Origin of the sequence: Thermomonospora sp. CIF 1 (assembly GCF_001896795.1) — a bacterium.
GTDB lineage: Bacteria > Actinomycetota > Actinomycetes > Streptosporangiales > Streptosporangiaceae > Thermomonospora > Thermomonospora curvata.
The window spans coordinates 163,060-183,721 of the sequence record NZ_MOYN02000007.1; the positions used below are offsets into that span (position 1 = coordinate 163,060).

24 protein-coding genes are annotated in these 20,662 nt (G+C 71.4%); 14 read left to right on the top strand and 10 right to left on the bottom strand.

Going from position 1 to position 20,662, the window contains the following annotated elements:
- Window positions 1-69: 69 nt before the first annotated feature.
- Window positions 70-723, bottom strand: a complete 654-nt coding sequence (gene phoU / locus BUE48_RS03460) for a phosphate signaling complex protein PhoU (RefSeq protein ID WP_012851075.1) — start codon at window positions 721-723, stop codon at window positions 70-72.
- A gap of 166 nt (window positions 724-889) precedes the next feature.
- Between phoU and BUE48_RS03465 the strand changes: the two genes are divergently transcribed.
- Window positions 890-2,128, top strand: coding sequence for a sensor histidine kinase (locus BUE48_RS03465; RefSeq protein WP_012851076.1), 1,239 nt, complete (start codon window positions 890-892; stop codon window positions 2,126-2,128).
- 5 nt (window positions 2,129-2,133) lie between these two features.
- Window positions 2,134-2,805, top strand: a complete 672-nt coding sequence (locus BUE48_RS03470) for a winged helix-turn-helix domain-containing protein (protein WP_483754779.1) — start codon at window positions 2,134-2,136, stop codon at window positions 2,803-2,805.
- Between the two features lie 80 nt (window positions 2,806-2,885).
- On the opposite strand, the gene BUE48_RS03475 is transcribed toward BUE48_RS03470, so the two are convergent.
- Window positions 2,886-3,554 (bottom strand): copper chaperone PCu(A)C, encoded by a 669-nt coding sequence (locus BUE48_RS03475; protein ID WP_012851078.1) that lies wholly within the window; start codon window positions 3,552-3,554, stop codon window positions 2,886-2,888.
- Between the two features lie 211 nt (window positions 3,555-3,765).
- Entirely contained in the window at window positions 3,766-4,551 is a 786-nt protein-coding gene (locus BUE48_RS03480; RefSeq protein ID WP_012851079.1) for a hypothetical protein, read from the bottom strand.
- Window positions 4,552-4,968: 417 nt separating this feature from the next.
- Here BUE48_RS03480 and BUE48_RS03485 point away from each other — a divergent pair, with 417 nt between their 5' ends.
- On the top strand, window positions 4,969-5,451 hold the full coding sequence (locus BUE48_RS03485) for a CarD family transcriptional regulator (RefSeq protein ID WP_012851080.1): 483 nt from the start codon (window positions 4,969-4,971) through the stop codon (window positions 5,449-5,451).
- A gap of 23 nt (window positions 5,452-5,474) precedes the next feature.
- The gene (gene ispF, locus BUE48_RS03490; RefSeq protein ID WP_012851081.1) at window positions 5,475-5,945 is read left to right on the top strand and encodes a 2-C-methyl-D-erythritol 2,4-cyclodiphosphate synthase; all 471 of its coding nucleotides are present in this window, start codon (window positions 5,475-5,477) and stop codon (window positions 5,943-5,945) included.
- Between the two features lie 201 nt (window positions 5,946-6,146).
- On the opposite strand, the gene BUE48_RS03495 is transcribed toward ispF, so the two are convergent.
- The 4 genes from BUE48_RS03495 to BUE48_RS03510 form a co-directional block, all read right to left on the bottom strand.
- A complete protein-coding gene (locus BUE48_RS03495; protein WP_012851082.1) occupies window positions 6,147-6,521 on the bottom strand; it encodes a CBS domain-containing protein in 375 nt (124 codons plus the stop codon).
- A 95-nt stretch (window positions 6,522-6,616) separates the two neighbouring features.
- On the bottom strand, window positions 6,617-7,888 hold the full coding sequence (gene fahA, locus BUE48_RS03500) for a fumarylacetoacetase (RefSeq protein WP_012851083.1): 1,272 nt from the start codon (window positions 7,886-7,888) through the stop codon (window positions 6,617-6,619).
- A complete protein-coding gene (locus BUE48_RS03505; protein WP_286988809.1) occupies window positions 7,885-8,760 on the bottom strand; it encodes a hypothetical protein in 876 nt (291 codons plus the stop codon). Before BUE48_RS03505 ends, fahA begins: the two co-directional genes overlap by 4 nt.
- Window positions 8,761-8,847: 87 nt before the next feature.
- On the bottom strand, window positions 8,848-9,948 hold the full coding sequence (locus BUE48_RS03510; protein ID WP_286988811.1) for a DUF2637 domain-containing protein: 1,101 nt from the start codon (window positions 9,946-9,948) through the stop codon (window positions 8,848-8,850).
- Between the two features lie 375 nt (window positions 9,949-10,323).
- Between BUE48_RS03510 and BUE48_RS03515 the strand changes: the two genes are divergently transcribed.
- The 4 genes from BUE48_RS03515 (at window position 10,324) to rlmB (ending at window position 14,996) form a co-directional block, all read left to right on the top strand.
- Window positions 10,324-11,517 (top strand): homogentisate 1,2-dioxygenase, encoded by a 1,194-nt coding sequence (locus tag BUE48_RS03515; protein WP_012851086.1) that lies wholly within the window; start codon window positions 10,324-10,326, stop codon window positions 11,515-11,517.
- A gap of 132 nt (window positions 11,518-11,649) precedes the next feature.
- Window positions 11,650-12,429 (top strand): DUF6585 family protein, encoded by a 780-nt coding sequence (locus BUE48_RS03520; RefSeq protein WP_286988813.1) that lies wholly within the window; start codon window positions 11,650-11,652, stop codon window positions 12,427-12,429.
- A gap of 41 nt (window positions 12,430-12,470) precedes the next feature.
- Complete coding sequence (gene cysS, locus BUE48_RS03525) at window positions 12,471-13,868, top strand: cysteine--tRNA ligase (RefSeq protein ID WP_286988815.1); 1,398 nt, start codon at window positions 12,471-12,473, stop codon at window positions 13,866-13,868.
- A 207-nt stretch (window positions 13,869-14,075) separates the two neighbouring features.
- Window positions 14,076-14,996 carry a 23S rRNA (guanosine(2251)-2'-O)-methyltransferase RlmB gene (gene rlmB / locus BUE48_RS03530; protein ID WP_012851089.1) on the top strand — a complete coding sequence of 307 codons (921 nt, stop codon included), beginning with the start codon at window positions 14,076-14,078 and terminating at the stop codon, window positions 14,994-14,996.
- Between the two features lie 10 nt (window positions 14,997-15,006).
- Here the strand turns inward: rlmB and BUE48_RS03535 are convergent, their stop codons facing one another.
- Window positions 15,007-15,408, bottom strand: coding sequence for an ATP-binding protein (locus tag BUE48_RS03535; RefSeq protein ID WP_012851090.1), 402 nt, complete (start codon window positions 15,406-15,408; stop codon window positions 15,007-15,009).
- Window positions 15,405-15,683 (bottom strand): hypothetical protein, encoded by a 279-nt coding sequence (locus BUE48_RS03540; RefSeq protein WP_286988819.1) that lies wholly within the window; start codon window positions 15,681-15,683, stop codon window positions 15,405-15,407. The genes BUE48_RS03535 and BUE48_RS03540 overlap by 4 nt, the downstream gene beginning before the upstream one ends.
- A 207-nt stretch (window positions 15,684-15,890) precedes the next feature.
- Here BUE48_RS03540 and BUE48_RS03545 point away from each other — a divergent pair, with 207 nt between their 5' ends.
- From BUE48_RS03545 to BUE48_RS03570, 6 genes are all read left to right on the top strand, one after another.
- Window positions 15,891-16,730 (top strand): helix-turn-helix domain-containing protein, encoded by an 840-nt coding sequence (locus BUE48_RS03545; RefSeq protein WP_286988962.1) that lies wholly within the window; start codon window positions 15,891-15,893, stop codon window positions 16,728-16,730.
- Window positions 16,731-16,747: 17 nt separating this feature from the next.
- Window positions 16,748-16,945, top strand: coding sequence for a DUF397 domain-containing protein (locus tag BUE48_RS03550; RefSeq protein ID WP_012851093.1), 198 nt, complete (start codon window positions 16,748-16,750; stop codon window positions 16,943-16,945).
- Between the two features lie 139 nt (window positions 16,946-17,084).
- Window positions 17,085-17,942: a GntR family transcriptional regulator gene (locus BUE48_RS03555; RefSeq protein WP_286988821.1), complete on the top strand. Its 858-nt coding sequence runs from the start codon at window positions 17,085-17,087 to the stop codon at window positions 17,940-17,942.
- A gap of 16 nt (window positions 17,943-17,958) precedes the next feature.
- A complete protein-coding gene (locus BUE48_RS03560; protein ID WP_012851095.1) occupies window positions 17,959-18,180 on the top strand; it encodes a DUF397 domain-containing protein in 222 nt (73 codons plus the stop codon).
- Between the two features lie 316 nt (window positions 18,181-18,496).
- Window positions 18,497-19,228, top strand: coding sequence for a UTRA domain-containing protein (locus BUE48_RS03565; RefSeq protein WP_245536966.1), 732 nt, complete (start codon window positions 18,497-18,499; stop codon window positions 19,226-19,228).
- Between the two features lie 280 nt (window positions 19,229-19,508).
- A complete protein-coding gene (locus BUE48_RS03570) occupies window positions 19,509-19,913 on the top strand; it encodes a DUF6247 family protein (protein ID WP_286988823.1) in 405 nt (134 codons plus the stop codon).
- Here BUE48_RS03570 and BUE48_RS03575 read toward each other — a convergent pair.
- Window positions 19,864-20,442 carry a TetR/AcrR family transcriptional regulator gene (locus tag BUE48_RS03575; protein WP_286988824.1) on the bottom strand — a complete coding sequence of 193 codons (579 nt, stop codon included), beginning with the start codon at window positions 20,440-20,442 and terminating at the stop codon, window positions 19,864-19,866. The genes BUE48_RS03570 and BUE48_RS03575 overlap by 50 nt on opposite strands.
- Window positions 20,443-20,662: the final 220 nt, after the last annotated feature.

Here is a 20,662-nt window from a genome sequence, read left to right on the forward strand (position 1 = left end):
CATGAGACGATCGAACGCCCGGCGGCCCTTCACCGGAGGGCCGCCGGGCGTTCGCGCTGCATCGCACGCCTAGGCGATCTCTTCTGGGCGCTGCCCGGTGACCAGGTAGACCATGTTCTCGGCGACGTGCACCGCATGGTCGGCGAAGCGCTCGAAGTAACGCCCCGCCAGCGTGATGTCCACCGCCGGCTCGACCCCGTGCCGCCACTTGGGCGACAGCAGGACGTCGAACAGCTTGCGGTGCAGCCGGTCCATGGCGTCGTCGTCGCCGTCCAGCTCCAGGGCCATCGCCACGTCCCGGGAGGCGATCACGCTGCCGGCCTTGGCGGCCATGCGCTCGGCGACATGCCCCATCTCCAGCACGATCACCGACACCTGCGGCGGCACCGCCGGGTCGGGGTGCCTTCGGCGGGCGGTCTTGGCGAGGTGCACCGCCAGATCGCCCATCCGCTCCAGGTCGCCGCTCATCCGCAGCGAGGTGATCAACGTCCGCAGATCGCCCGCCACCGGCTGCTGGCGGGCCATCAGATCGAAGACGGTCTCCTCGATCTCGGCGTCGAGCTGGTTGATCTGCTCGTCCCCGCTGATCACCTGTTCCGCCAGGGGCAGATCGGCGTCCAGCAGCGCCGTGGTCGCCCGGGTCATGGCCGAGCGGACCAGCCGGGTCATCTCCACCAGCTTGTCGGAGATGCCGTCGAGTTCTTCGTGGTAGACATCGCGCAATTGAGTAAGGTCCCCGCTTGCTGTCAAGAGGCGGAAAGGTCCAGCGCACAGGATGGGCGGCGGCGGTGAACGGTCCCGGATGAAGAGGTGAACTTTGGGCGAACGTGCCCTCCCATGACGGGCACCTGGTGCAAGAACGCCCCGATCGGGACCTACGATCCCAAATGTGGAGCTGGAATTCGTCGCCGCGGCGCTGGCCGCCCTGGCCGGCCTTGCGGTCGGCCTGGCCGCCGGGCTGGCCGTGCGGGCGAGCGAACGCGCCCGGCAGGCCGCGCCGCCGGCCGCCACACCGGGCCGGACGCTGCCGGCGGGCGTGGCCTCGGTGCTCAGCGTGCTGCGCTCGTCGGCGGTGGTGCTCGACGCCGAGGACCGGGTGCTGCGCGCCAGCTCCGCGGCCCGCGCCTTCGGCCTGGTCAGCGGCGACCGCCTGGAGGTGGAGGAGCTGCTGACGATGGCCCGCCTGGTGCGCCGGGACGGGGAGATCCGCGAGACCGAGATCCAGGTGCGTCCCTCACGCGGCCGGGCCCGCGCCGAGGGACGCTGGTTCGCCGTCCGGGTCGCCCCGCTGGGCACCCACGGGCTGGTGCTGGTGCTGGCCGAGGACCTCACCGAGGTGCGCCGGGTGGAGGCCATCCGCCGCGACTTCGTCGCCAACGTCAGCCACGAGCTGAAGACCCCCGTCGGCGCGCTGTCGCTGCTGGCCGAGACCGTGGAGAGCGCCGCCGACGACCCGGAGGCGGTGCGCCGCTTCTCGATCCGCATGCAGCACGAGTCGATGCGGCTGAGCAACCTGGTGCAGGACCTGATGACGCTGTCGCGGGTGCAGGGCGATGAGCCGCTGAGCGAGCTGCACCGGGTGGCGGTGGACGACGTGGTCGCCGAGGCCGTGGACCGCTGCCAGATCAAGGCCGAGGCCAAGGGCATCGAGCTGACCGTGGCCGGCCCCAGCGGGCTCAAGGTCCGCGGCGACGAGGAACTGCTGATCACCGCGCTGCGCAACCTCATCGACAACGCGGTGGCCTACAGCCCCGAGCGCACCCGGGTGGTGATCGCCACCCGCCAGGCCGACCCCGACCATGTCGAGATCAGCGTGACCGACCAGGGCATCGGCATCCCGCAGGCCGAGATCGAGCGGATCTTCGAACGCTTCTACCGGGTCGATCCGGCCCGCTCCCGGCAGACCGGGGGAACCGGACTGGGGCTGGCCATCGTCAAGCATGTGACCACCAAGCACGGCGGCGAGATCACCGTATGGAGCAAGGAGGGGTCCGGATCGACCTTCACACTGCGGCTGCCGCTGCTGCGCGGCGACAGCCGTCCCGACCAGTCCTCGATCGCCCCGCGCGATACCGCGGAGCCCGCAGCCGATTCACAGCGAAGCAACGCCCGGGAGGCCGCACCGTGACTCGTGTGCTCGTCGTGGAAGACGAAGAGTCGTTCAGCGACGCGCTGTCCTACAACCTCCGCAAGGAGGGCTTTGAGGTGGCGGTCGCCTCCACCGGCCCGGACGCGCTGGAGATCTTCGACCGCAACGGCGCCGACCTGGTGCTGCTGGACCTGATGCTGCCGGGCCTGCCGGGCACCGAGGTGTGCCGGGAGCTGCGCGCCCGCTCCAACGTGCCGGTGATCATGCTGACCGCCAAGGACAGCGAGGTGGACAAGGTGGTCGGCCTGGAGCTGGGCGCCGACGACTATGTCACCAAGCCCTTTTCCACCCGCGAGCTGATCGCCCGCATGCGCGCCGTGCTGCGCCGCCGCGGCGACGCCGAAGAGCCCCCGCCGTCCGTCCTGGAGGCCGGCCCCGTCCGCATGGACGTCGAGCGGCACGTGGTCACCGTCGACGGCGAGGCCGTCCAGCTGCCGTTGAAGGAGTTCGAGCTGCTGGAGGTCCTGCTGCGCAACGCCGGGCGGGTGCTGACCCGGATGCAGCTGATCGACCGGGTGTGGGGCGCCGACTACGTGGGCGACACCAAGACGCTGGACGTCCACATCAAGCGCCTGCGCGCCAAGATCGAGCCGGTTCCGTCCTCGCCGCGCTACATCGTCACCGTGCGCGGCCTGGGCTACAAGTTCGAGCCCTGAAAAAGCCTCAGCTCACCGAAAAGGCCGGTCACCGGCGAGGTGACCGGCCTTTTTCGAGGCTTGCGGCGTGCGCTCGCCCGTCAGCTCGGCGAGGCGCTCGGCACGGTCGGGGTCGCCTCCGGAGTCTCGGTGTCCGCCGTCGGCGACGCGGTGGCGGTCTCGGCCCCGGTGGGGGAGGGAGCGGGCGCGGTCGGCACGGGGGAGTAGGTGGCGAACTCCTGCTGCCAGGGCACCACCGGCACCGGCACCGTGATCGAGCCGGCCTGCTCAAAGCGCAACGTCAGCCGGATGGTCTCCCCGCCGATCAGCGGGCTGGTCAGCCCCTGCAGCACGACCGGCGGCATCTGCTGGCCCTCGGCGATCAACCGCACGGCCGTGCCGCCCTCGGGACCGGCGGCCGGCAGCGCGATGCCGCCACCGGCGATCTGGGCCTGGCGGAAGGCCGGCGAGCTCACCTCCACCAGCCGGTCGGCCTTCCCCTGCACCTGGTTGATCAAGGTGGCGTACAGCGGGACCGCCGAGCCCGCGGCCGCGGTCGAACCCGGCGCCGGGCCGAGCACGAACATGTTGCGGATATCGATCTGCGCCACCTTGGCGTCCTGGGGAACCGACACGTTCACGCCCTCGGTCAGCTGGGTGGGCATGGCCGTCTGCGGCGTGTGACCGGCCGCGCAGCCGGACAGCACCGGTGCAAGGGCGATGGCACCCGCGACGGTGAGCGCGAACACGCGGCGGCTGTTGCGGATCACAGCAACGATCTCCTTGCCAAAGGAACAGTGGAACGATGCGCGGGCTCTGGTCGGGCCTTGCCGCTCAAGGCGCGCGTCTTTCGCCAGAGGAAGAGTAGCGAGGGGGAGCCCAGGGCTGCCCACGGGGGTGCACCGAACCCCTTCCGGCGGCGTGGCCGGGGCTTGGCGCGGACCGCTCAGCGGTGTCGCGGTGGAGCCGGACGCGCCCGGCTCAGCCGGTGGGCGTGCGCCCGCCCGGGGAGGTGAGCCGGCCGATCCGGTCCATCAGCGCGGCGTCGGGCACCGGGTCGTGGATGACCTCCCCCACCACCCCGTCGGTGTGCACCAGCACCGCCGTCAGGCGTCCGCCGTCGGTGCCGGGGGGCGGGCCGTAGGCGGTGGCGAGCACCTGCTGGGGATCTTCGATCAGCTCCGGCGTGCCGTCGTGGGACTTGCCGGCCAGCTCCCGCAACTGCCGGAGGGACTGCGGGGCGGGGACGGTCGCCCGCCGCCGGTCGGCGACCAGCCAGAACCGGACCATGTGGGCGCGGGCGGCCCTGGCCAGCCCGGCCACCACCGCGCCGCAGTCGCACCCGGGCGGGACGATGCCGATCACCCCCGAGCGCAGCTGCAGCACCGGGATCTGCCGGCGCTCGGCCCCGGCGATCACGGTGACCGTGCCGGACGGCAGCACCCCGCCGACCCGGCCGGGCGCGGCGGAGGGGGCGGTGGCCACCGGGCCCACGGACGCCCGCGGCACGGGCCGGGGACCCAGGGTGGTCAGCAGGACCACGCTGAGCAGCGCCACGACCAGCGCCCCGGCCAGCAGGGGCGCGGCGATCCCGAAACGCCCCAGCGGCCCCAGCAGCCGGCGCAGCCTCTCCTGACGGCGTTTGCGGCGCATCTCCCGGCGGTAGGCGATCAGGTCGCGTTCCAGTTCCCGGGCGTCGTCGGGAATCACCACATCGATCCGGGGCAGGCCGTAATCGTCGTGCTCGGGATCGCCGTCTGGCCTCACGCCGCACCTCGCATTCCGCACCGCCGAGCACCGGGTCGGGGGTTGACGGGGGGTTCACCCGGCGGTCAGGCGGGCTCACCTTCCAGTATGACCCTGTACGTCCTGGAAAGGGATCCGCCCATCGCCGTGCGTTCGAAGTCGAGTGTCCCCGGGGCGTCCGGGAGTATGAGCTCCTGCCCCGGTATGGCGCGACACGCCCGTGATGGGGATCTGCTATGGGCTTGGAAGGGTTCGTTCCCGGCTTCGCTACCTGCCGAAAGAGCGCCTCCGACCCGGGAAAACGCGCTCCAAGAGGCTGTTCGGGGCGTTTGTCAAGACCCCAATTAGTGGGTTGACCTGCGGATTTGTCCGGAAGGTCGCTGCGCCCACCGCCGGTACCGTGATATCCTTGGGGATAGCGGAAGGGGTACTTGTCACATGACTTTCACGGTCGGCGACACCGTCGTCTACCCCCACCATGGGGCTGCTCGGATCGAAGCCATCGAGACTCGCACCATCAAAGGTGAGGATAAGACCTACCTGGTCTTGAAGGTCGACAAGGGCGACCTGACAGTGCGGGTGCCCGTCGAGAACGTCGAGGAAGTCGGCGTCCGCGACGTCGTGGGCCAGGAGGGTCTTGAGAAGGTGTTCGAGGTGCTGCGTGCACCCTACACCGAAGAGCCCACCAACTGGTCGCGGCGGTACAAGGCCAACCTTGAGAAGCTCGCCTCCGGCGACGTCAACAAGGTCGCCGAGGTGGTCCGCGACCTGTGGCGCCGCGACAAGGAACGCGGTCTGTCGGCGGGTGAGAAGCGGATGCTGGCCAAGGCCCGGCAGATCCTGGTCAGCGAGCTCGCCCTGGCCGAGAAGACCAACGAGGACAAGGCCGAGGCCCTCCTCGACGAGGTTCTCGCCGGCTGACTTTGGGCGTACGGCTACCACGGGTGGGCGTCGGGACCGACGTCCACCCGTTCGGTTCGGGACGTCCGCTGTGGGTGGCCGGTCTGCTCTGGCCCGATGAGGGCGATGGGCTGACCGGCCACTCCGACGGCGACGTGGCCGCGCACGCGGCCTGTGACGCCCTGCTGTCGGCCGCCGGGCTCGGTGACCTCGGCGCGGTCTTCGGCACCGCCGACCCGCGCTGGCGCGGCGCCTCGGGCACCGAGCTGCTCGCCGAGGTGGCGCGCCTGCTCACCGAACACGGCTACGCCATCGGCAACGTGGCCATCCAGGTGATCGGCAACCGCCCGAAGATCGGCCGCCGTCGCGCCGAGGCCGAGAAGGTCCTCAGCGAGGCCCTGGGCGGCGCCCCGGTCAGCCTGTCGGCCACCACCACCGACGGCCTCGGCCTGACCGGCCGCGGCGAGGGCCTGGCCGCCATCGCCACGGCCCTTGTCGTGCCCACCACCGCCTGACGCCTGCCCGGCACAAGGCGGTCCCGCCCGCGGTTCGTCGTGCCCTTGAGCAGGAATCCCGAGTAGACGAGGCGCGATAAGGCCTGCCCGGTGTGCCCACCGGCGGGCCTTTGACCCCTTCGGGCACGCGAACCGGCCTGTGCCGGGCCTGAATTGTCACGCCCGGCACCGGAGAGGGCGGCTCCCCTTGAGGCGGGCGGCTCAGCTCATCCACGTCTCCAGGGCGAGCAGGTCGCGCATCGACACCATGCCGACCATGCGGCCGCCCTCCCGCACCGGCAGGTGACGGATGCCCGCCTCCAGCATCCGCCGGGCCACCTGCTGGGAGTCCTCGTTGACGTCGGCGGTCTGCACCGTGTCGGTGGCGTACGAGGCGACGTCGGTGGCGTCCGGGTCGACGGCGTCGGCCATCGCGGTCACCAGGTCTCGTTCGGTGATGATCCCGATGACCCGGTCGCCGTCGAGCAGCGGCAGCGCCCCGACCTTCTCCTCGGCCATCCGCCGGGCCGCATCGGCCAGCCGCTCACCCGGCCGGCAGCCGATGACGGTCGGGCGGTAGATGTTGCCGATGCGCATGTGCCCTCCCCCTGTCCCTCGACCGGATCGGATCACCGAGGATCCTCCCCGGTCGAGGGGGAACTACTCCGCTTCGCTCCGTCCTGGGAGGGATGTCACGTCTCAGGCGTCCCGGCGGAACCCAGGATCGCCCCGGGGACCTCGGACGGGAAGGCCGGGGAGGGATGCACCGTCCCCGTCACCTCCCCCAGCGACAGCCGGCCGCCGCCGGCGGTGGGGGCGAAGGCGCGGATGGTGACGGTGTCCCCGTCCTCCAGGAAGGTGCGGCGGGTGCCGTCGGCCAGCTCGATCGGCTCGGTGCCGCCCCAGGTCAGCTCCAGCAGGCAGCCCCGCTGGTCGCGTTCGGGGCCGGACACCGTGCCGGAGGCGAACAGGTCACCGGTGCGCAGCGGAGCCCCGCCCACCGTGGCGTGCGCCAGCTGCTGGGGCGAGGTCCAGTACATCGACGCGAACGGCGGACGGGAGATCACCTGCCCGTTCAGCAGGATCTCCACGGTCACATCCAGCCCCCACGGCTCGTCGCAGCGCAGGTAGGGCAGCACCGGCGGGTCCTGGGTGGGCGGGGCGACGCGAGCGGCCTCCAGCGCGGCCACCGGCACCACCCAGGGAGAGATCGAGGTGGCGAACGACTTGCTCAAAAACGGCCCCAGCGGCTGGGACTCCCAGGCCTGGATGTCGCGGGCGCTCCAGTCGTTCACCAGGACGAACCCGAAGATGTGGTCCCGGAAGGCCGAGGTGGGCAGCGGGTGGCCGGGCGCGGACGGCATCCCGGCCACGAAACCGATCTCGGCCTCGAAGTCCAGCCGCCGCGAAGGACCATAGGAGGGCTCCTGCTCGGGCGTCTCCCGCCGCTGGCCCCAGGGCCGGTAGACCGGGGTGCCCGACACCTGCACCGTCCCGGCGCGGCCGTGGTAGCCGACCGGCAGGTGCCGCCAGTTGGGCGGCAGCGGGTCGGCGTGCGGCCGGAAGATCCGGCCGACGTTGGCCGCGTGGTGAATGGAGGAGTAGAAGTCCACATAGTCGGCCACGTCGAATGGCCGGGCCAGCTCGACCTGGTCGAGCGGGATCAGGTGGGGCTCCACCCGCTCCCGGTAGGTCTCGATGGTGAGCAGCTCGATGATCCGGGCGCGGTTGGCCTCCCAGGCGGCGCGGCCGGCGGCCATGAACCCGTTGAGCGACCCGGAGGCGAACCAGCGCCGGTCGTCCACCAGCCCTTCCGCGGCGAGCCCGGCCAGGTCCAGGACGTGGTTGCCGATGGCGACCCCCACCCGGGGAAGCTCTCCCGGCAGGGAGAACACCCCGTAGGGGAGGTTCTCGATGCCGAAACCGCTGCCGGCGGGGATCGAGACCCAGGGAACGTCGGTCATGCCACGGTATCTTCCCCCACCGGCCCGAATTTGATCAGCTCTGCGCGGGGCGTGTCGATGTCGCAGCAGCCGAAGGCGACAAACAGCCTCCGGACGGCACGCCCGTCCGCGCCCGCCGCCTCCGCCGCCAGCGCGGCCCTATCGGCCGAGGCCACCGCCTCGGCGACCGCGGTGGGATCGGACGGGTCACTGCGGGCCCGGCAGGCCGCCACCAGGAGGTTGAGGAACCCGTGACGGGCCGCCCCGGTCGCGGGATCCACCCGCCGGACGGTGTGATACTCCCCGGCCATGCACGTGAACGGCAGTCCCCGTTCGGCGCAGGCCGTCATGAACGCCGCCACCTGGGCCGGGGACGGCGCGTATTCTCCGTCGGCCTCCCCGCCGCCCGGGACGTCATCGCCCCATGGGCCGCCGACGCGGAACTCGGCGGCCAGGCGGGCGCCGCTGCCGCGGGCGGCGGCCAGCCGGTCCAGCGCCTCCCGCCAGCCGGGGGTCTGCCTGATCTGCACGATCAGGCAGGGCAGGTCGGCGGGCAGCCGGGCGACCGCCACCGCCGCGGCCCGCGCCTGGTCGGCGCCGGGGGCCAGGCCGACCCGCACCGACCGCAACCGCACCCGCGGCTCCCTTCTGGCGGCCTCCAGTGCCGCCGGCAGGTCTTCCAGGGCGGTGTCGGCGACGAGCCCCAGATCGAGCAGGTCTTCGGGGATCAGCAGCCGGCGCAGCTCCGCTATCCGGGACGCCGGGCACAGGAACCGTCCCACCACCGGGTGCCCGGCCGCCTCGCGGTAGGCCGCAAGCGCCGGCTCCATCGGTTTGCGGGCGGGTGGGAACAACGCCGCATCGTCGACGATCCGCTCAAGCAGGGGCCTCACACCCCGGTGCCTACCCGCTCCGGGACCGCCCCCACGCACCGCCGTTCACGCCTCTTCCCGGAGGAGCCGTCGCGAGCGCGCGTCCGGTCACTCCCGCGGCGGGGTCGGCGAGCTGCGGAGGTTGCCGGACGGCGGGGACGGTTCGGCATCGCCGCCGTCGGGGTCCTCGGCCCGGTCGGCCGGTGCGGACCCGGCCTCCTCACCGGTCTCGGCGGCGGCGGCCGCCAGCTCCTCCGCCGAGGGCATGACGATGTCGGGACGGGTGGTCGGGGCGGGCTTGACCTCCGGCTTCGGCCGGTTCCCGGAGCCGACCAGCTCCACGTCCGTGGGCAGCAGAGCGGGGGCGGGCTGCTCGCCGGGCGGAGTCGGGTCGTCGTCCACGTCCACCTCCCCGCCCTGCTCGGGCAGCGGCGGCCGCCAGTCCGGCTCGTCGTCGAAGGGCGGCGGCGAGTACAGGGGCGGGGCGTCTGCGGGGAACGATGCGGCGGGTTTGTCCAGGTTCAGCGGCGGGGCGGACTGCCGGGCCGGCTGGAAGGAGTCCGGCGCCGCATCGCCCTCGAAGTTCTGCGGAGTGTCCTGCGGCAGGGGGTGAGGGGCGGTGTGCTCCTCGTCCGCCCGCCGGTCGTCGTCGGCGCCGCCGAACAGCCAGGCCTCGTCGGAGCGGGCCGCCGCAAGCGCGAGCGGGGGAGCCGCCGCCTCCACCGGGGCGGTCTCCACCTCGGCGGTCTGCGTGGGAGCGGCCTCCACCGGCCCGGTGACCGGCTCGGCCGGCGGCGGGGCCGGGGCGGGCGGGGCCGTCCGGTGGATCTGCCGGAACATGGCCAGCCACAGCCAGACCACGACGATGAGCATCACGTAGGGGGCGACGGCCACTCCCGCTTTGAGCGCATCGTCCGGCAGCGGCTCATACCCCTTGACCGCCCGCTGCACGGCGGCCGCCGCCGCGCCCGCCACCACCGCCAGCAGCAGCGCCCACCGGATCCAGCGCGTCCACCAGCGGGCGTGCCGCGCCACCACCAGCGCCAGCACGGTGACCGTGATCAGCACGTCCACCAGCACCGGGTACAGCGGGGCCCAGCGCGGGGCGGCCCCGCCGGCCAGCGCCAGCACGCGCAGGTCGTCATAGGTGAGCACGAACGCCCCGCCGAGTGAGGCGATCACTCCCAGCCCGGCCAGCGCGGTCAGCACCCGTTGCGGTGTTCGCCCGCCGGGGGCGTTCGCTGGAGGGGACCCGGCTGCGCCGGAGGACGGAGCCGCGCTGCTGTGATCGGGGGCCATGGAACTCTTTTCAGGGTCTGTCGGGGTAACGGGCGGTCACTTTGGGCAATCATGACCTCATCTAGAGAAGGTCATTCCTATCTTGCTGGTGATCGTCGCCCCTACCTCCACGACACGCGAACTCCGGGCGGCGAAGGCCGTCTGCGATCGCCCCGGCCCGGGGCCTGCGGCGGGAGAGCGGGCGGAGGGCACGAGATCTGCGAGCGCCGCACCGGGAACACAACCGTGGACAGGCGTAACGTGGGTCACACACCCCAAAAGGGCGTTCCTGGCCAGGAGGCGACGATGCCGTATTACCGGGTCGTGGGGGAGATCCCCCGCAAGCGTCACGTGCAGTTCCGCAGGCCGGACGGCGGCCTGTACGCAGAGGAACTGATGGGGGAGGAGGGCTTCTCCTCGCACTCCTCCCTGCTGTACCACCGGCACGCTCCCACGGCGATCCTCAAGAGCGAAGAGATGCCCGAGGGCGCCGGCGAGGGGCCGCTGGAGCCGAACCATCCGCTGCGTCCCCGCGCCTACCGCACCCAGGACCTGCCGGTCGGCGGCGATCTGCTGCTGGGGCGGCAGCTGCTGGCGGGCAACGAGGACGTGCGGATCTCCTTCGCCGCGGTGGACCCGGCGAGCGGGCCCGGCGAGCTGTACCGCAACTCGGTGGGCGACGAGGTGGTCTACGTGCAGACCGGCGCGGCCCGGCTGGAGTCCACCTACGGGGCGCTGGAGGTCACCTCCGGCGACTACGTGGTCATCCCCACCGGCACCATTCACCGCTGGGTCCCCACCGGCGAGGAGACCTTGCGCGCCCTGGTGATCGAGGCGCGCGGGCACGTGCGGCCGCCCCGGCGCTACCTGTCGCAGTACGGGCAGTTCCTGGAGCACGCCCCCTACAGCGAACGGGACCTGCGCGCCCCCACCGAACCGCTGCTGGCCGACGGCGAGGAGGTCCCGGTGATCGTGCGCACCCGCGCCGGGCTCAGCCGCCTGACCTACCTGCACCACCCGTTCGACGTGGTGGGCTGGGACGGCTACCTGTACCCGTACGCCTTCAACATCGCCGACTTCGAACCGGTGGTGAAGAGCATCCACGCGCCGCCGCCGGTGCACCAGACCTTCGAAGGGCCGAACTTTGTGATCTGCTCGTTCTGCCCGCGTCCCCTGGACTTCCACGAGCAGGCGGTGCCGATCCCTTACAACCACCACAACGTCGACTCCGACGAGCTGATGTTCTATGTGGGCGGCGACTACTCGGCCCGCCGCGGCACGGGCATCGGCATCGGCTCGATCTCCCTGCACCCGGCCGGCTTCACCCACGGTCCGGCGCCCGGCGCGGTGGAGGCGGTCATCGAGGCGATGCGGGCCGGGCACACCGCCACCAGCGAGACCGCCGTCATGGTCGACACCTTCCGCCCCCTGCTGCTGGGCCCGGCGGCGGCCCGCTGCGAGGACCCCGAGTACGCCTGGAGCTGGGCGCGGCTGTCGTGACCGGCTGAACCCCGCCGGGCGGCGGTCTGGGGCGGGCCGTGCCCGAACCGCCGCCCGGTGACTGCGGTCACCACAGATCGAAAAGGGCCTGGTGGGGGATTCGTTCCAGACGGGCGGGGTAGGCGTTTTCCCGTGGCGTCTGCGCAGTTTCCCCGGCCTGTGCTCGATCTGGCCGAATCGCGGCGGCTGGGCGAGCCGGTCCGGTCGTTCGACGCCCGCCCGGAGTTCCGGAGGGCGGTCATCTGGCTGGCGCTGCTGGCGCCGCCGGGCGTGCTGCTGGTGCTGTCGGCCCTGTTCTACCTGGTCGAAGGGCCGCGCTGGATGGGCGTGGGCGGGGCGCTGCTGGCGGCCGCCTACCTGAGCGGCCTGTGGTGGATCGTGCGCGACGGCGCGCTGCGCGGCCGCGGGCAGGCGGTCTTCGTGTTCGAAGACGGCCTGGTGCGCCTGGCGCCGCGCCGCACCTGCGTCCACCGCTTCGACGAGCTGCGCAGCGTGACCGCGACGGCGCGGCCGGGCCGGGACGGGCGCCCCCGCTGGAGCTTCACCGTCGCCGACGGCGACGGCGAGTTCGTCTTGAGCGAGGTGCTGCCGGGAGTGCGCGAGCTCGGCGAGGTGATCATGGCCGAGATCGCCCAGCGGGAACTGCCCAGGGCCCGGGCCGAGTTCCAGGCGGGACGCCCGGTGCGGTTCGGCCCGTTCACCGTGGACCGGACCGGCGTGAGCAAGAACGGCAAGACGGCGCCGTGGGAGGCGATCGGGCAGGCCGGGCTCGGCCACGGCATGGTGTACGTGCAGCGCCTGGACACCGGCACGCGGCTGACCGCCGAGACCGGGCTCGTCCCCAACGCCCTGGTGTTCGTGGAGCTGTGCCGGTGGGCCAAGACCGCCCCCAAGGCCCCGCAGGGACGGTGAAACGCGCCGGGAGCACCCGGCCATCCAATAACCTTGACTGCGTGAGCCTGCACCTGTACGACACCGGCACCCGTACCGTCCGCCCGTTCGAGCCCCTGCACGAGGGCCGGGTGGGGATGTACGTGTGCGGCGCGACCCCGCAGGCCGAACCGCACATCGGGCACTTGCGCTCGGGCGTGATCTACGACGTGCTGCTGCGCTGGCTGCGGCACCTGGGCTATGAGGTGACGTTCGTCCGCAACGTCACCGACGTGGACGACAAGATCATCGCAGCGGCGGCCGAACGCGGCGTGCCCTGGTTCGCGCTGGCCGAGGCCAACCAGCGGATCTTCACCCGCGGCTATGAGCTGCTGGGCTGCCTGCCGCCCACCGTCGAGCCGCGCGCCACCGGCCACGTGCCGGAGATGATCGTGCTGATCCGCCGGCTGCTGGAGGCCGGGCACGCCTACACCGCCGCCGGGGACGTCTACTTCGACGTCAACTCCTGGGCCGAGCATTACGGCGAGCTGTCCCACCAGCGGCTGGAGCACATGCGCCCGGCCGGCGACACCCCCAACGAGGACGCCAAACGCGACCCCCGCGACTTCGCGCTGTGGAAGGGCGCCAAGCCCGGCGAGCCGAGCTGGGAGACCCCCTGGGGGGAGGGCCGGCCCGGCTGGCACCTGGAGTGCTCGGTGATGTCCACCAAGTACCTGGGGCCGACCTTCGACATCCACGGCGGCGGAGTGGACCTGATCTTCCCGCACCACGAGAACGAGCGGGCCCAGTCCCAGGCGGCCGGTGACGGTTTCGCCCGCTACTGGCTGCACAACGGGCTGCTCACCGTGGACGGGGTGAAGATGAGCAAGTCGATCGGCAACGTGGTGCTGCTGACCGACCTGCTGGAGAAGGCCCGTCCGGTGGAGGTGCGCTACTACCTGGCCTCGGCGCACTACCGGTCGCTGATGGACTACACCGACGGCTCCCTGGCCGAGGCCGTCACCGCCTACCAGCGCATCGAGGGCTTCGTCACCCGCGCCGCCGAGCTGGTGGGGGCCGGGGAGCCGGCCGCCGAGCTGCCGGAGGCGTTCACCGCCGCGATGAACGACGACCTGGGCGTGCCGCAGGCCCTGGCGGTGCTGCACGAGACCGTCCGGGACGGCAACAGCGCCCTGGCCTCCGGGGACCGGGCCGAGGTGGCCCGGCGCCTGGCGTCGGTGCGGGGGATGATGGGCGTGCTGGGGCTGGACCCGCTGGCCGAGCCGTGGGCCGACGACCGCGGCTCCGACCTGCGCCCGGTGGTGGACGCCCTGGTCAAGGTGGCGTTGGAGCAGCGTCAGGCGGCCCGCGCCCGCAAGGACTACGCCGCCGCCGACGAGATCCGCGACAGCCTGGCCGCCGCCGGCATCGTGGTGGAGGACACCCCGCACGGCCCGCGCTGGGAACTCAAGCGCGACTGACGTCTTGTCGCCCGGACGGGCGGAAGCCGTCCGGAGGGCGACGTTCGGGGCGGGCCGCATCGGTTCACCGTGGTGTGGCGGGAGGCCGTGCCGCTCGGCCGCGGCCGGAGCGATCGCCGAGGCCGCCTAGAATGAGGAGTTCGTTGCGGGGGCCGGGCCGCCAGTCGCCGCCCCGGGATTCCAGGGGATTTTCGGAGGATTTTCGGCATGGCCAAGCGCCGTAAGAAGGGGCCCAGCTTCACTCCCAAGGCCGAGGACCGGCACTGGTACGCCCGCCGGCAGGCCGCCCGGGCCGCCAAGAACGCCGCCCGCACCGGCACCCGCACCCTCGGGCCGCGCGCCCTGGCCCAGGGCGCCGAAAGCCCGGCCCGTCCGGCGGGCACCCGGCGGGCGAACGGGCCCGACGCCCCCGAACTGGTGGTGGGCCGCAACCCGGTGGTGGAGGCGCTGCGCGCGGGCGTGCCCGGCAAGGCGCTGTATGTGGTGTCCGACACCGACGAGCGGATCCGCGAGGCGGTCAAGATCGCCGGTGACCGGGGCATTCCCCTGCTGCAGGCCGGGCGCAGCGAACTGGACCGCCTCACCGACGGCGCCGTCCACCAGGGCATCGCCCTGCAGGTCCGCCCCTACCGGTACGCCGACCCCGAGGAGCTGCTTCAGCGCGGCACCCCGCCGCTGATCGTGGCCTGCGACGGCATCACCGACCCGCGCAACCTGGGCGCCATCGTGCGCTCGGCCGCGGCGTTCGGCGCCAACGGCGTGGTGATCCCCGAGCGCCGCTCGGCCGGGGTGACGGCCGGCACCTGGAAGTCCTCGGCGGGCACGTTGGCCAATCTGCCGGTCGCCCAGACCACCAACCTGACCCGCCAGCTGAAGGCCTACCAGCAGGCCGGCTGCTTCGTGGCCGGGTTGGACTCCCGCGGCGCCATCACCGTCGCCGACCTGGAGATCGCCGACGGCCCCCTGGTGCTGGTGGTGGGCTCCGAGGGCAAGGGCCTCAGCCGCCTGGTCGCCGAGACCTGCGACATGCTGGCCACCATCCCCATGCCCGGCCGGGCCGAGTCCCTCAACGCCGGCGTCGCCGCCGGCATCGCCCTCTACGAGATCGCCCGCCGCCGCGCCGCCTGACCGCCCGTCCTCAACGGCCGCGCCCGGTCTCGATCTCACACCACACGCTCAGGTGGTCCTGTAGCAGGACGCGGTATCCCCAGGCCCGGGCCAGGGCGTCCAGGATCGGCAGGCCACGACCGTGCTCGGCATCGGCGTCGTGGACGAAATGCGGCAGGGTGGCCCCGGCCCGGTTGGTGACCTCGATGTGAAGGGCGTCCGGCAACAGCGCCACGCTGCAGGTGACGGTGGGGCCGCTGCCGTAGCGGACGGCGTTGGTCAGCGTCTCCGACAGCAACAGCACCGCATCGTCGGTGATCTCACGAACGCAGGGGGAACGCCCGGCCAGCAAACCCGCCAGCCAGCGGCGAACCGGACGAACACACGCGGGATCCGCCGGAACGGTACGAGCCCCCAACGGAATCCAGCTCATTTGACGCCCACCAGCCGGGCGATGCGGGCCGCGGCGGCACGCAGGTCATCGGCACCGGTGACGCACGGCCCGAAGGCGAACATCCACGCCCCCCGGCATTCGACCGCCGCCACGCTCAGCCACCTGCCGGACTGCCCCGGGTAGAGCACCCGCAACACGGCCTCCCCCGGGATCGGCCACAGCAGCACGGACTCACATCCGCACTCCTGCAGCCGATAACACAGCCCGCACAGCAACCGAAACCGCACGACCTGCGGTGATGTCGCCTGCGGCATCGCTTGGCCCCTTCCCGACCTGACGAACCCACGACGAGGTTCTGCAATCACTCGAACACACCGCGTGATTGGCGCTATGTTCGCAGTGTGCATGAGCGAGCTCGTTCTGTAAACGCCATGAAGTGAACTCGCTCAAAAACTGTCCGTTCAGAAACGGATATTTCGTTCGGACGGGAGGTCGGAGTGACAAGACGGACCAGCCCCACGGTGCGCAGGAGGCGGCTTGCCGCAGAGATGCGCAAGCTGCGCAAGGAAGCCGGGAAGACCCGCGAGGAGGCGGCAAGATACGCCGATATCGCTCCGGCCACCGTCAGCCGAATCGAGGCGGCCGCTCACGCCCCGAAGGTCGCCGACATCATGGCGCTATGCCGGTTCTATGGACTTGATGAGGCGCACACCGAGATGCTGGTAACCCTCGCCCGGCAGAGCCGCCAGCGCGGCTGGTGGCAGAAAGTCGGAGAGGACGCCATCCCCACCTGGTTCGAAACCTATGTCGGCCTTGAAGAAGAGGTCGCCGAGATCCGCAGCTACCAGCCAGAAGTGATCTTCGGCTTGCTGCAGACCGAAGACTATGCCCGCGCCGTCCTCACGGCCGACGACACGGTCGGCCCCGCGGAAGGCGAACGCCGCCTAGAGGTCCGCATGCGGCGACAAAAGCTCCTGGAGGAGCCGGACCGCCCCAAACTGTGGATCATCCAGAACGAAGGCGCGCTGCGCCGCCACGTCGGCGGCGTCGCCACAATGCAACAGCAACTGAAACACCTGATCGACCTGTCCCGGCAACCCGGCATCACCATCCAGGTGCTCCCCTTCTCGGCGGGCGCCCATCCGTCGATGCACGGCGCCTTCGAGATTCTGTCCTTCCCGGAGCGCTACGACCCGGACGTCGTGTACATCGATTACCGGCGGGGCAGTATCTACTTGGAAAACCTTGATGAGGTCGATGACTACACCCAGCTCTTTGATCAACTGAGGGCAAGAGCCATCAGCCCTGACGAGTCACGGGCCCTGATCGGTCGCATAATTCAAGAAATGGATGCTTCGTAAGAAGCGGAGGTGGCCACGTGGACCTCTTCAACCTCCCCTGGCGCAAGGCGAGCGCCAGCGCCAACAACGGTTCGTGCGTCGAGGTCGCCCCAAGCGAGGCGATGGTGCTGGCCCGCGATTCCAAGAACCCCCACGGCCCGGTCCTCGCCTTCAGCCGGAATGAGTGGCGGGCATTCCTGTCCTCGATCAAGTCCGGACGACACGACCTGCGCTGATACGTCGGCGGCGGGCGCATCCCCCTCACTGACATCGCCTTCGGGGAGGACGCCCGCCGCCGCACTGCACCCTCCCGGCTCGCTATCGCCCGTCCTGCACGCGACAGATGCGCTGCACATCTTCATTCAGGGAGGGCTCGTGGCGGTGATTCGGTATCGAGAAATCGCCGACAACTTGCGCAAACGCATCCAGAACGGCGAATGGGCACCGGGCGAGAGGCTGCCCCGGCACGCCGACCTCGCCAGGGAGTACGGGGTCTCCCGCAACGCCGTGGCGCGAGCCATCAGCGTTCTGGAGGACGAAGGACGGCTGTGGGCGGTGCCGCGGCGTGGAACGGTCGTCCGGCCGGCCAAGCGCCGGGTGATCCTGCGCACCAACATCGTGCGCCGCAACACCCGGCATGTCGTGGACGGCAAGCCCGCCGCCGGCGGCTACAGCTTCCCGGCCGCGCAGGGCGACGAGCTGTGGATCCATCACATCGAGCCCACCGTCACCGAAGAGCCCCTGACGGACGCCCGGCTCGCCCACATGCTCAACGTCGAGGTCGGCGCCACCATCTGCTGCCGTCGCCGGGTCACCGGCCCGCCGGGCGAACCGCCCTTCCAGATCAGCACTACCTGGATCCATCCCCGAGGGGTTGCAGATGCCCCGCTGGTGAAGGACCCCTATGGCACCGGCCCGGGCGCCTGGATCGACCGCCTGGAAGAGGCCGGGCACGGCCCGATCGAGTGGCTGGAGCGCCGCCGCGCCCGGATGCCCGACCAGCAGGAGGCCGCCTTGCTGCAGATCCCGGTCTCCCTGCCGGTCTGGGAGATCGTCCGCATCGGCTATTCGGCCAAGGACGGAAACGCTCTGGAAGTCACCCAGGTGATCATCCCGTCCGACCGTATGGAAGAGGTCTCCCGCCTGGAACGCGACGAGTCGGCCAAGTGGCCCCACCCCGACCATGGACCCGACGGCCCGCCTGTAGCAGGCCGCCGCCGGGACGATCACTAACGGAAAGGGGGGCGGTATGAGTGAGGGGCGCGGGTCCGTAGTGGACTTCTCCCGCATTCAGTGGCGCAAGAGCAGCCGCAGCACCCAAGAAGGCAACTGCGTGGAGGTCGCCTCGGGCCGGGCGGTGGTGCCGGCGCGGGACTTCAGGAACCCGGACGGCCCGGTCCTCGGGTTCGGCCCGGACGAGTGGCGGGCGTTCATCTCCTCAGTCAAGACGGGACGGCACGACCTGCACTGATACGGGTCGGCAGGCGGCGTCCCTCTCCGGCGTTGCCTTTGGAGAGGTCGCTGCCGCCGTGCTGCGCTCTCCCGAATCAATCCCGTTCATCAGGCGTGCAACGGAAGCACCGCGCATGATCAGGGAGAGTTCGAGGCGGTGACCCGGTGTTGGGAGACCGCCCGCCGCCAGGCGCCGGGGTAAGGCGGTTCGAACACGTCAAGGGCTGCCGCTCTTCACCGGAGCGGCAGAGACTTCGTCCATGGACTTGAGGACGCTTCGCGATATGGCCGCCATCGCAGACCCGATTGAGAGGGCGCGGGCGATCACTCGGGCGATGACCGAGCAGCAGGGAATCGCCGAAGAGGCCGCACGGATCCGGCGCGGCGCCATCGCCGAGGCCAGGGAGGCCGGCTACACCCTCGAAGAGATCGCCAAGGCGCTCGGCGTCACGCCGGGCCGGGTTTCCCAGATGCGCAAGGGGCCGGCGGCCAAGGCTCCGGCGCCGCCGGTCGGTCAGCGACCGCCGGTGATCGTGCAGCGGGCGCTGCCCACCGATCCGGCCACCCGCGGTTCGGCCTCGTTGTTCCTGACGGAGGCCGAGAGGCAGGGCATCACGGCCGGACGCAAGATGCTTTATGTCGGCCTTGAGGAGGCCACCGAGCACGTCGCCGCCTGCCTGCGCATTCAGCCGGGGGACGAGGTCATCGCCCGCCGCAAGATGATGACCGCCAACGACGTGCCCGTCCGCATCGCCACGTCCTTCTTCCGCAACGACCTCTTCGGAGGGACTCGCATCGCCGAACCGGACTTCATCAAGCCCTCCTTGCAGTCGGCGATCCAGGCACTCGGCTATACCTTCGGGCACGCAGAGGAGACCCTGACCGCCCGTCCGGCCACCCGTTTTGAGGCCGACACTTTGCAACTCGATCCCGGCGAGTGGGTCGTCCAGATCCTCCGTGCGTCCTACTCCAGTGAGGGAACGCCGATCCACACCCTTGAGACGATCTGCTCGGCCAACCGCCACATCTTCACCATCGGCCAGGTCGGCGGCCTCGACGAGTTCTGAAACCGTTGATGGGCGAGGACGTGAGTGGCGCGGCGGACGGTCCGGGCAGTCCATCGCCAGTACCGTGGACGCGATACGGGCAGGTGGGGCTGCCTGTGGATCTCGGGCTGTGGACGTCCGGGGCGAGCCGCGCGGGGTGCAGATGCCGGTGCCCGCCTCCGCCTCCAGTGGCATAAGAGCGGCCGTTGAGGCAGCGATCGGGTGCGAACTCTTCTCCCCACCGACCCGGTACGTGTCGGCAGGTCGCTGGTGGCTCACAGGCAGTGAGAGGAAGCCCGCGATGGCCGTGCGACCGGATGGCTTCATCTCTGGCCACGGCCGTGCACCTGGGCCGGAGAAGAATCTGCGCGCCATCCGGGCCGCCTTGACGGTGCCCGAGGACCGCGAAGCGTTCGACGCCGGGCTCAAGGCGGTGCTCGGCGAGGTCCGCGTCGGCCTCGACCTCGGGGTGCTGGACGGCTTCGTGCGCCGCTGGTGGATCTCCGCTTGCGACTCGGTGCGAGATCCCGAAGGACGCCGGCAGATGCATGCCCGCGCCCGCCGGGTCACAGCCGAGGGGACCTCAGCCTCCCAGGGGAGACCCTGGCGAGAGGTCCTCGCCGAACGACGATCAGACCGCCCGGGGAGGCAGACGGTCAGGGGTGGTCGAGCAGGGCTGTGGCCATCTGCTGGATGGAGCGGGTGAAGCGGCGGGGATCCTCGGGGCGGGTTATGTGGCGGATCAGGTTGCCGTCGAAGGCGGCCAGGAGGGCGTGGGCCAGGAAGTCGGCGTCGCAGCCGGGGCGGCCTTCGGCGAGCAGGGTGCTCAGGTGGCGGTGCCAGAAGCGGTAGCTGGGGTCGTTGTATTTGTCCTCGGCGCAGGCCTGTTCGTGGGCGGACAGCAGGACGGCGTTGTGTTCGGCGATTTCGCCGAGGCGGTCCAGGAAGGCCAGCAGCCGTTGCCGGGCGGGGGCGCCGGGGCCCAGTGGGGGAGGGCCGCTGGTGATCGCTTCGCGCAGCTCGCGGGATTTCTCCTCCAACAGGGCCTGGAGCAGGCCGGCGCGGCTGCCGAAGCGGCGGAACACGGTGCCCTTGCCGACGCCGGCGAGGGCGGCGACGCGGTCCAGTGAGATGTGGTCGCCGCCGCCTTCGGCCAGGAGCCGTTCGGTGGCCTGCAGCACCGCGCGGCGGTTGCGGGCGGCGTCGGCGCGTTCGGTGCGCCGGACGGCCGTCATGAGCGCCTCCAAGAATGCGGACTGTTGGTCCGGATATGTTACCGTGCGCTATACGGACCGGCGGTCCGGATAGTTGCTCCGAGTACGGAGGAGTTCGCATGACCATGCGCGCGCTCATCGTCGATCCCGACGCCCCGACCGCCCTGCGCTTCGGCACGGTTCCCGAACCCGACCCCGCCCCCGGCCAGTTGGTGCTCGAAGTCCGGCACATCTCGCTCAA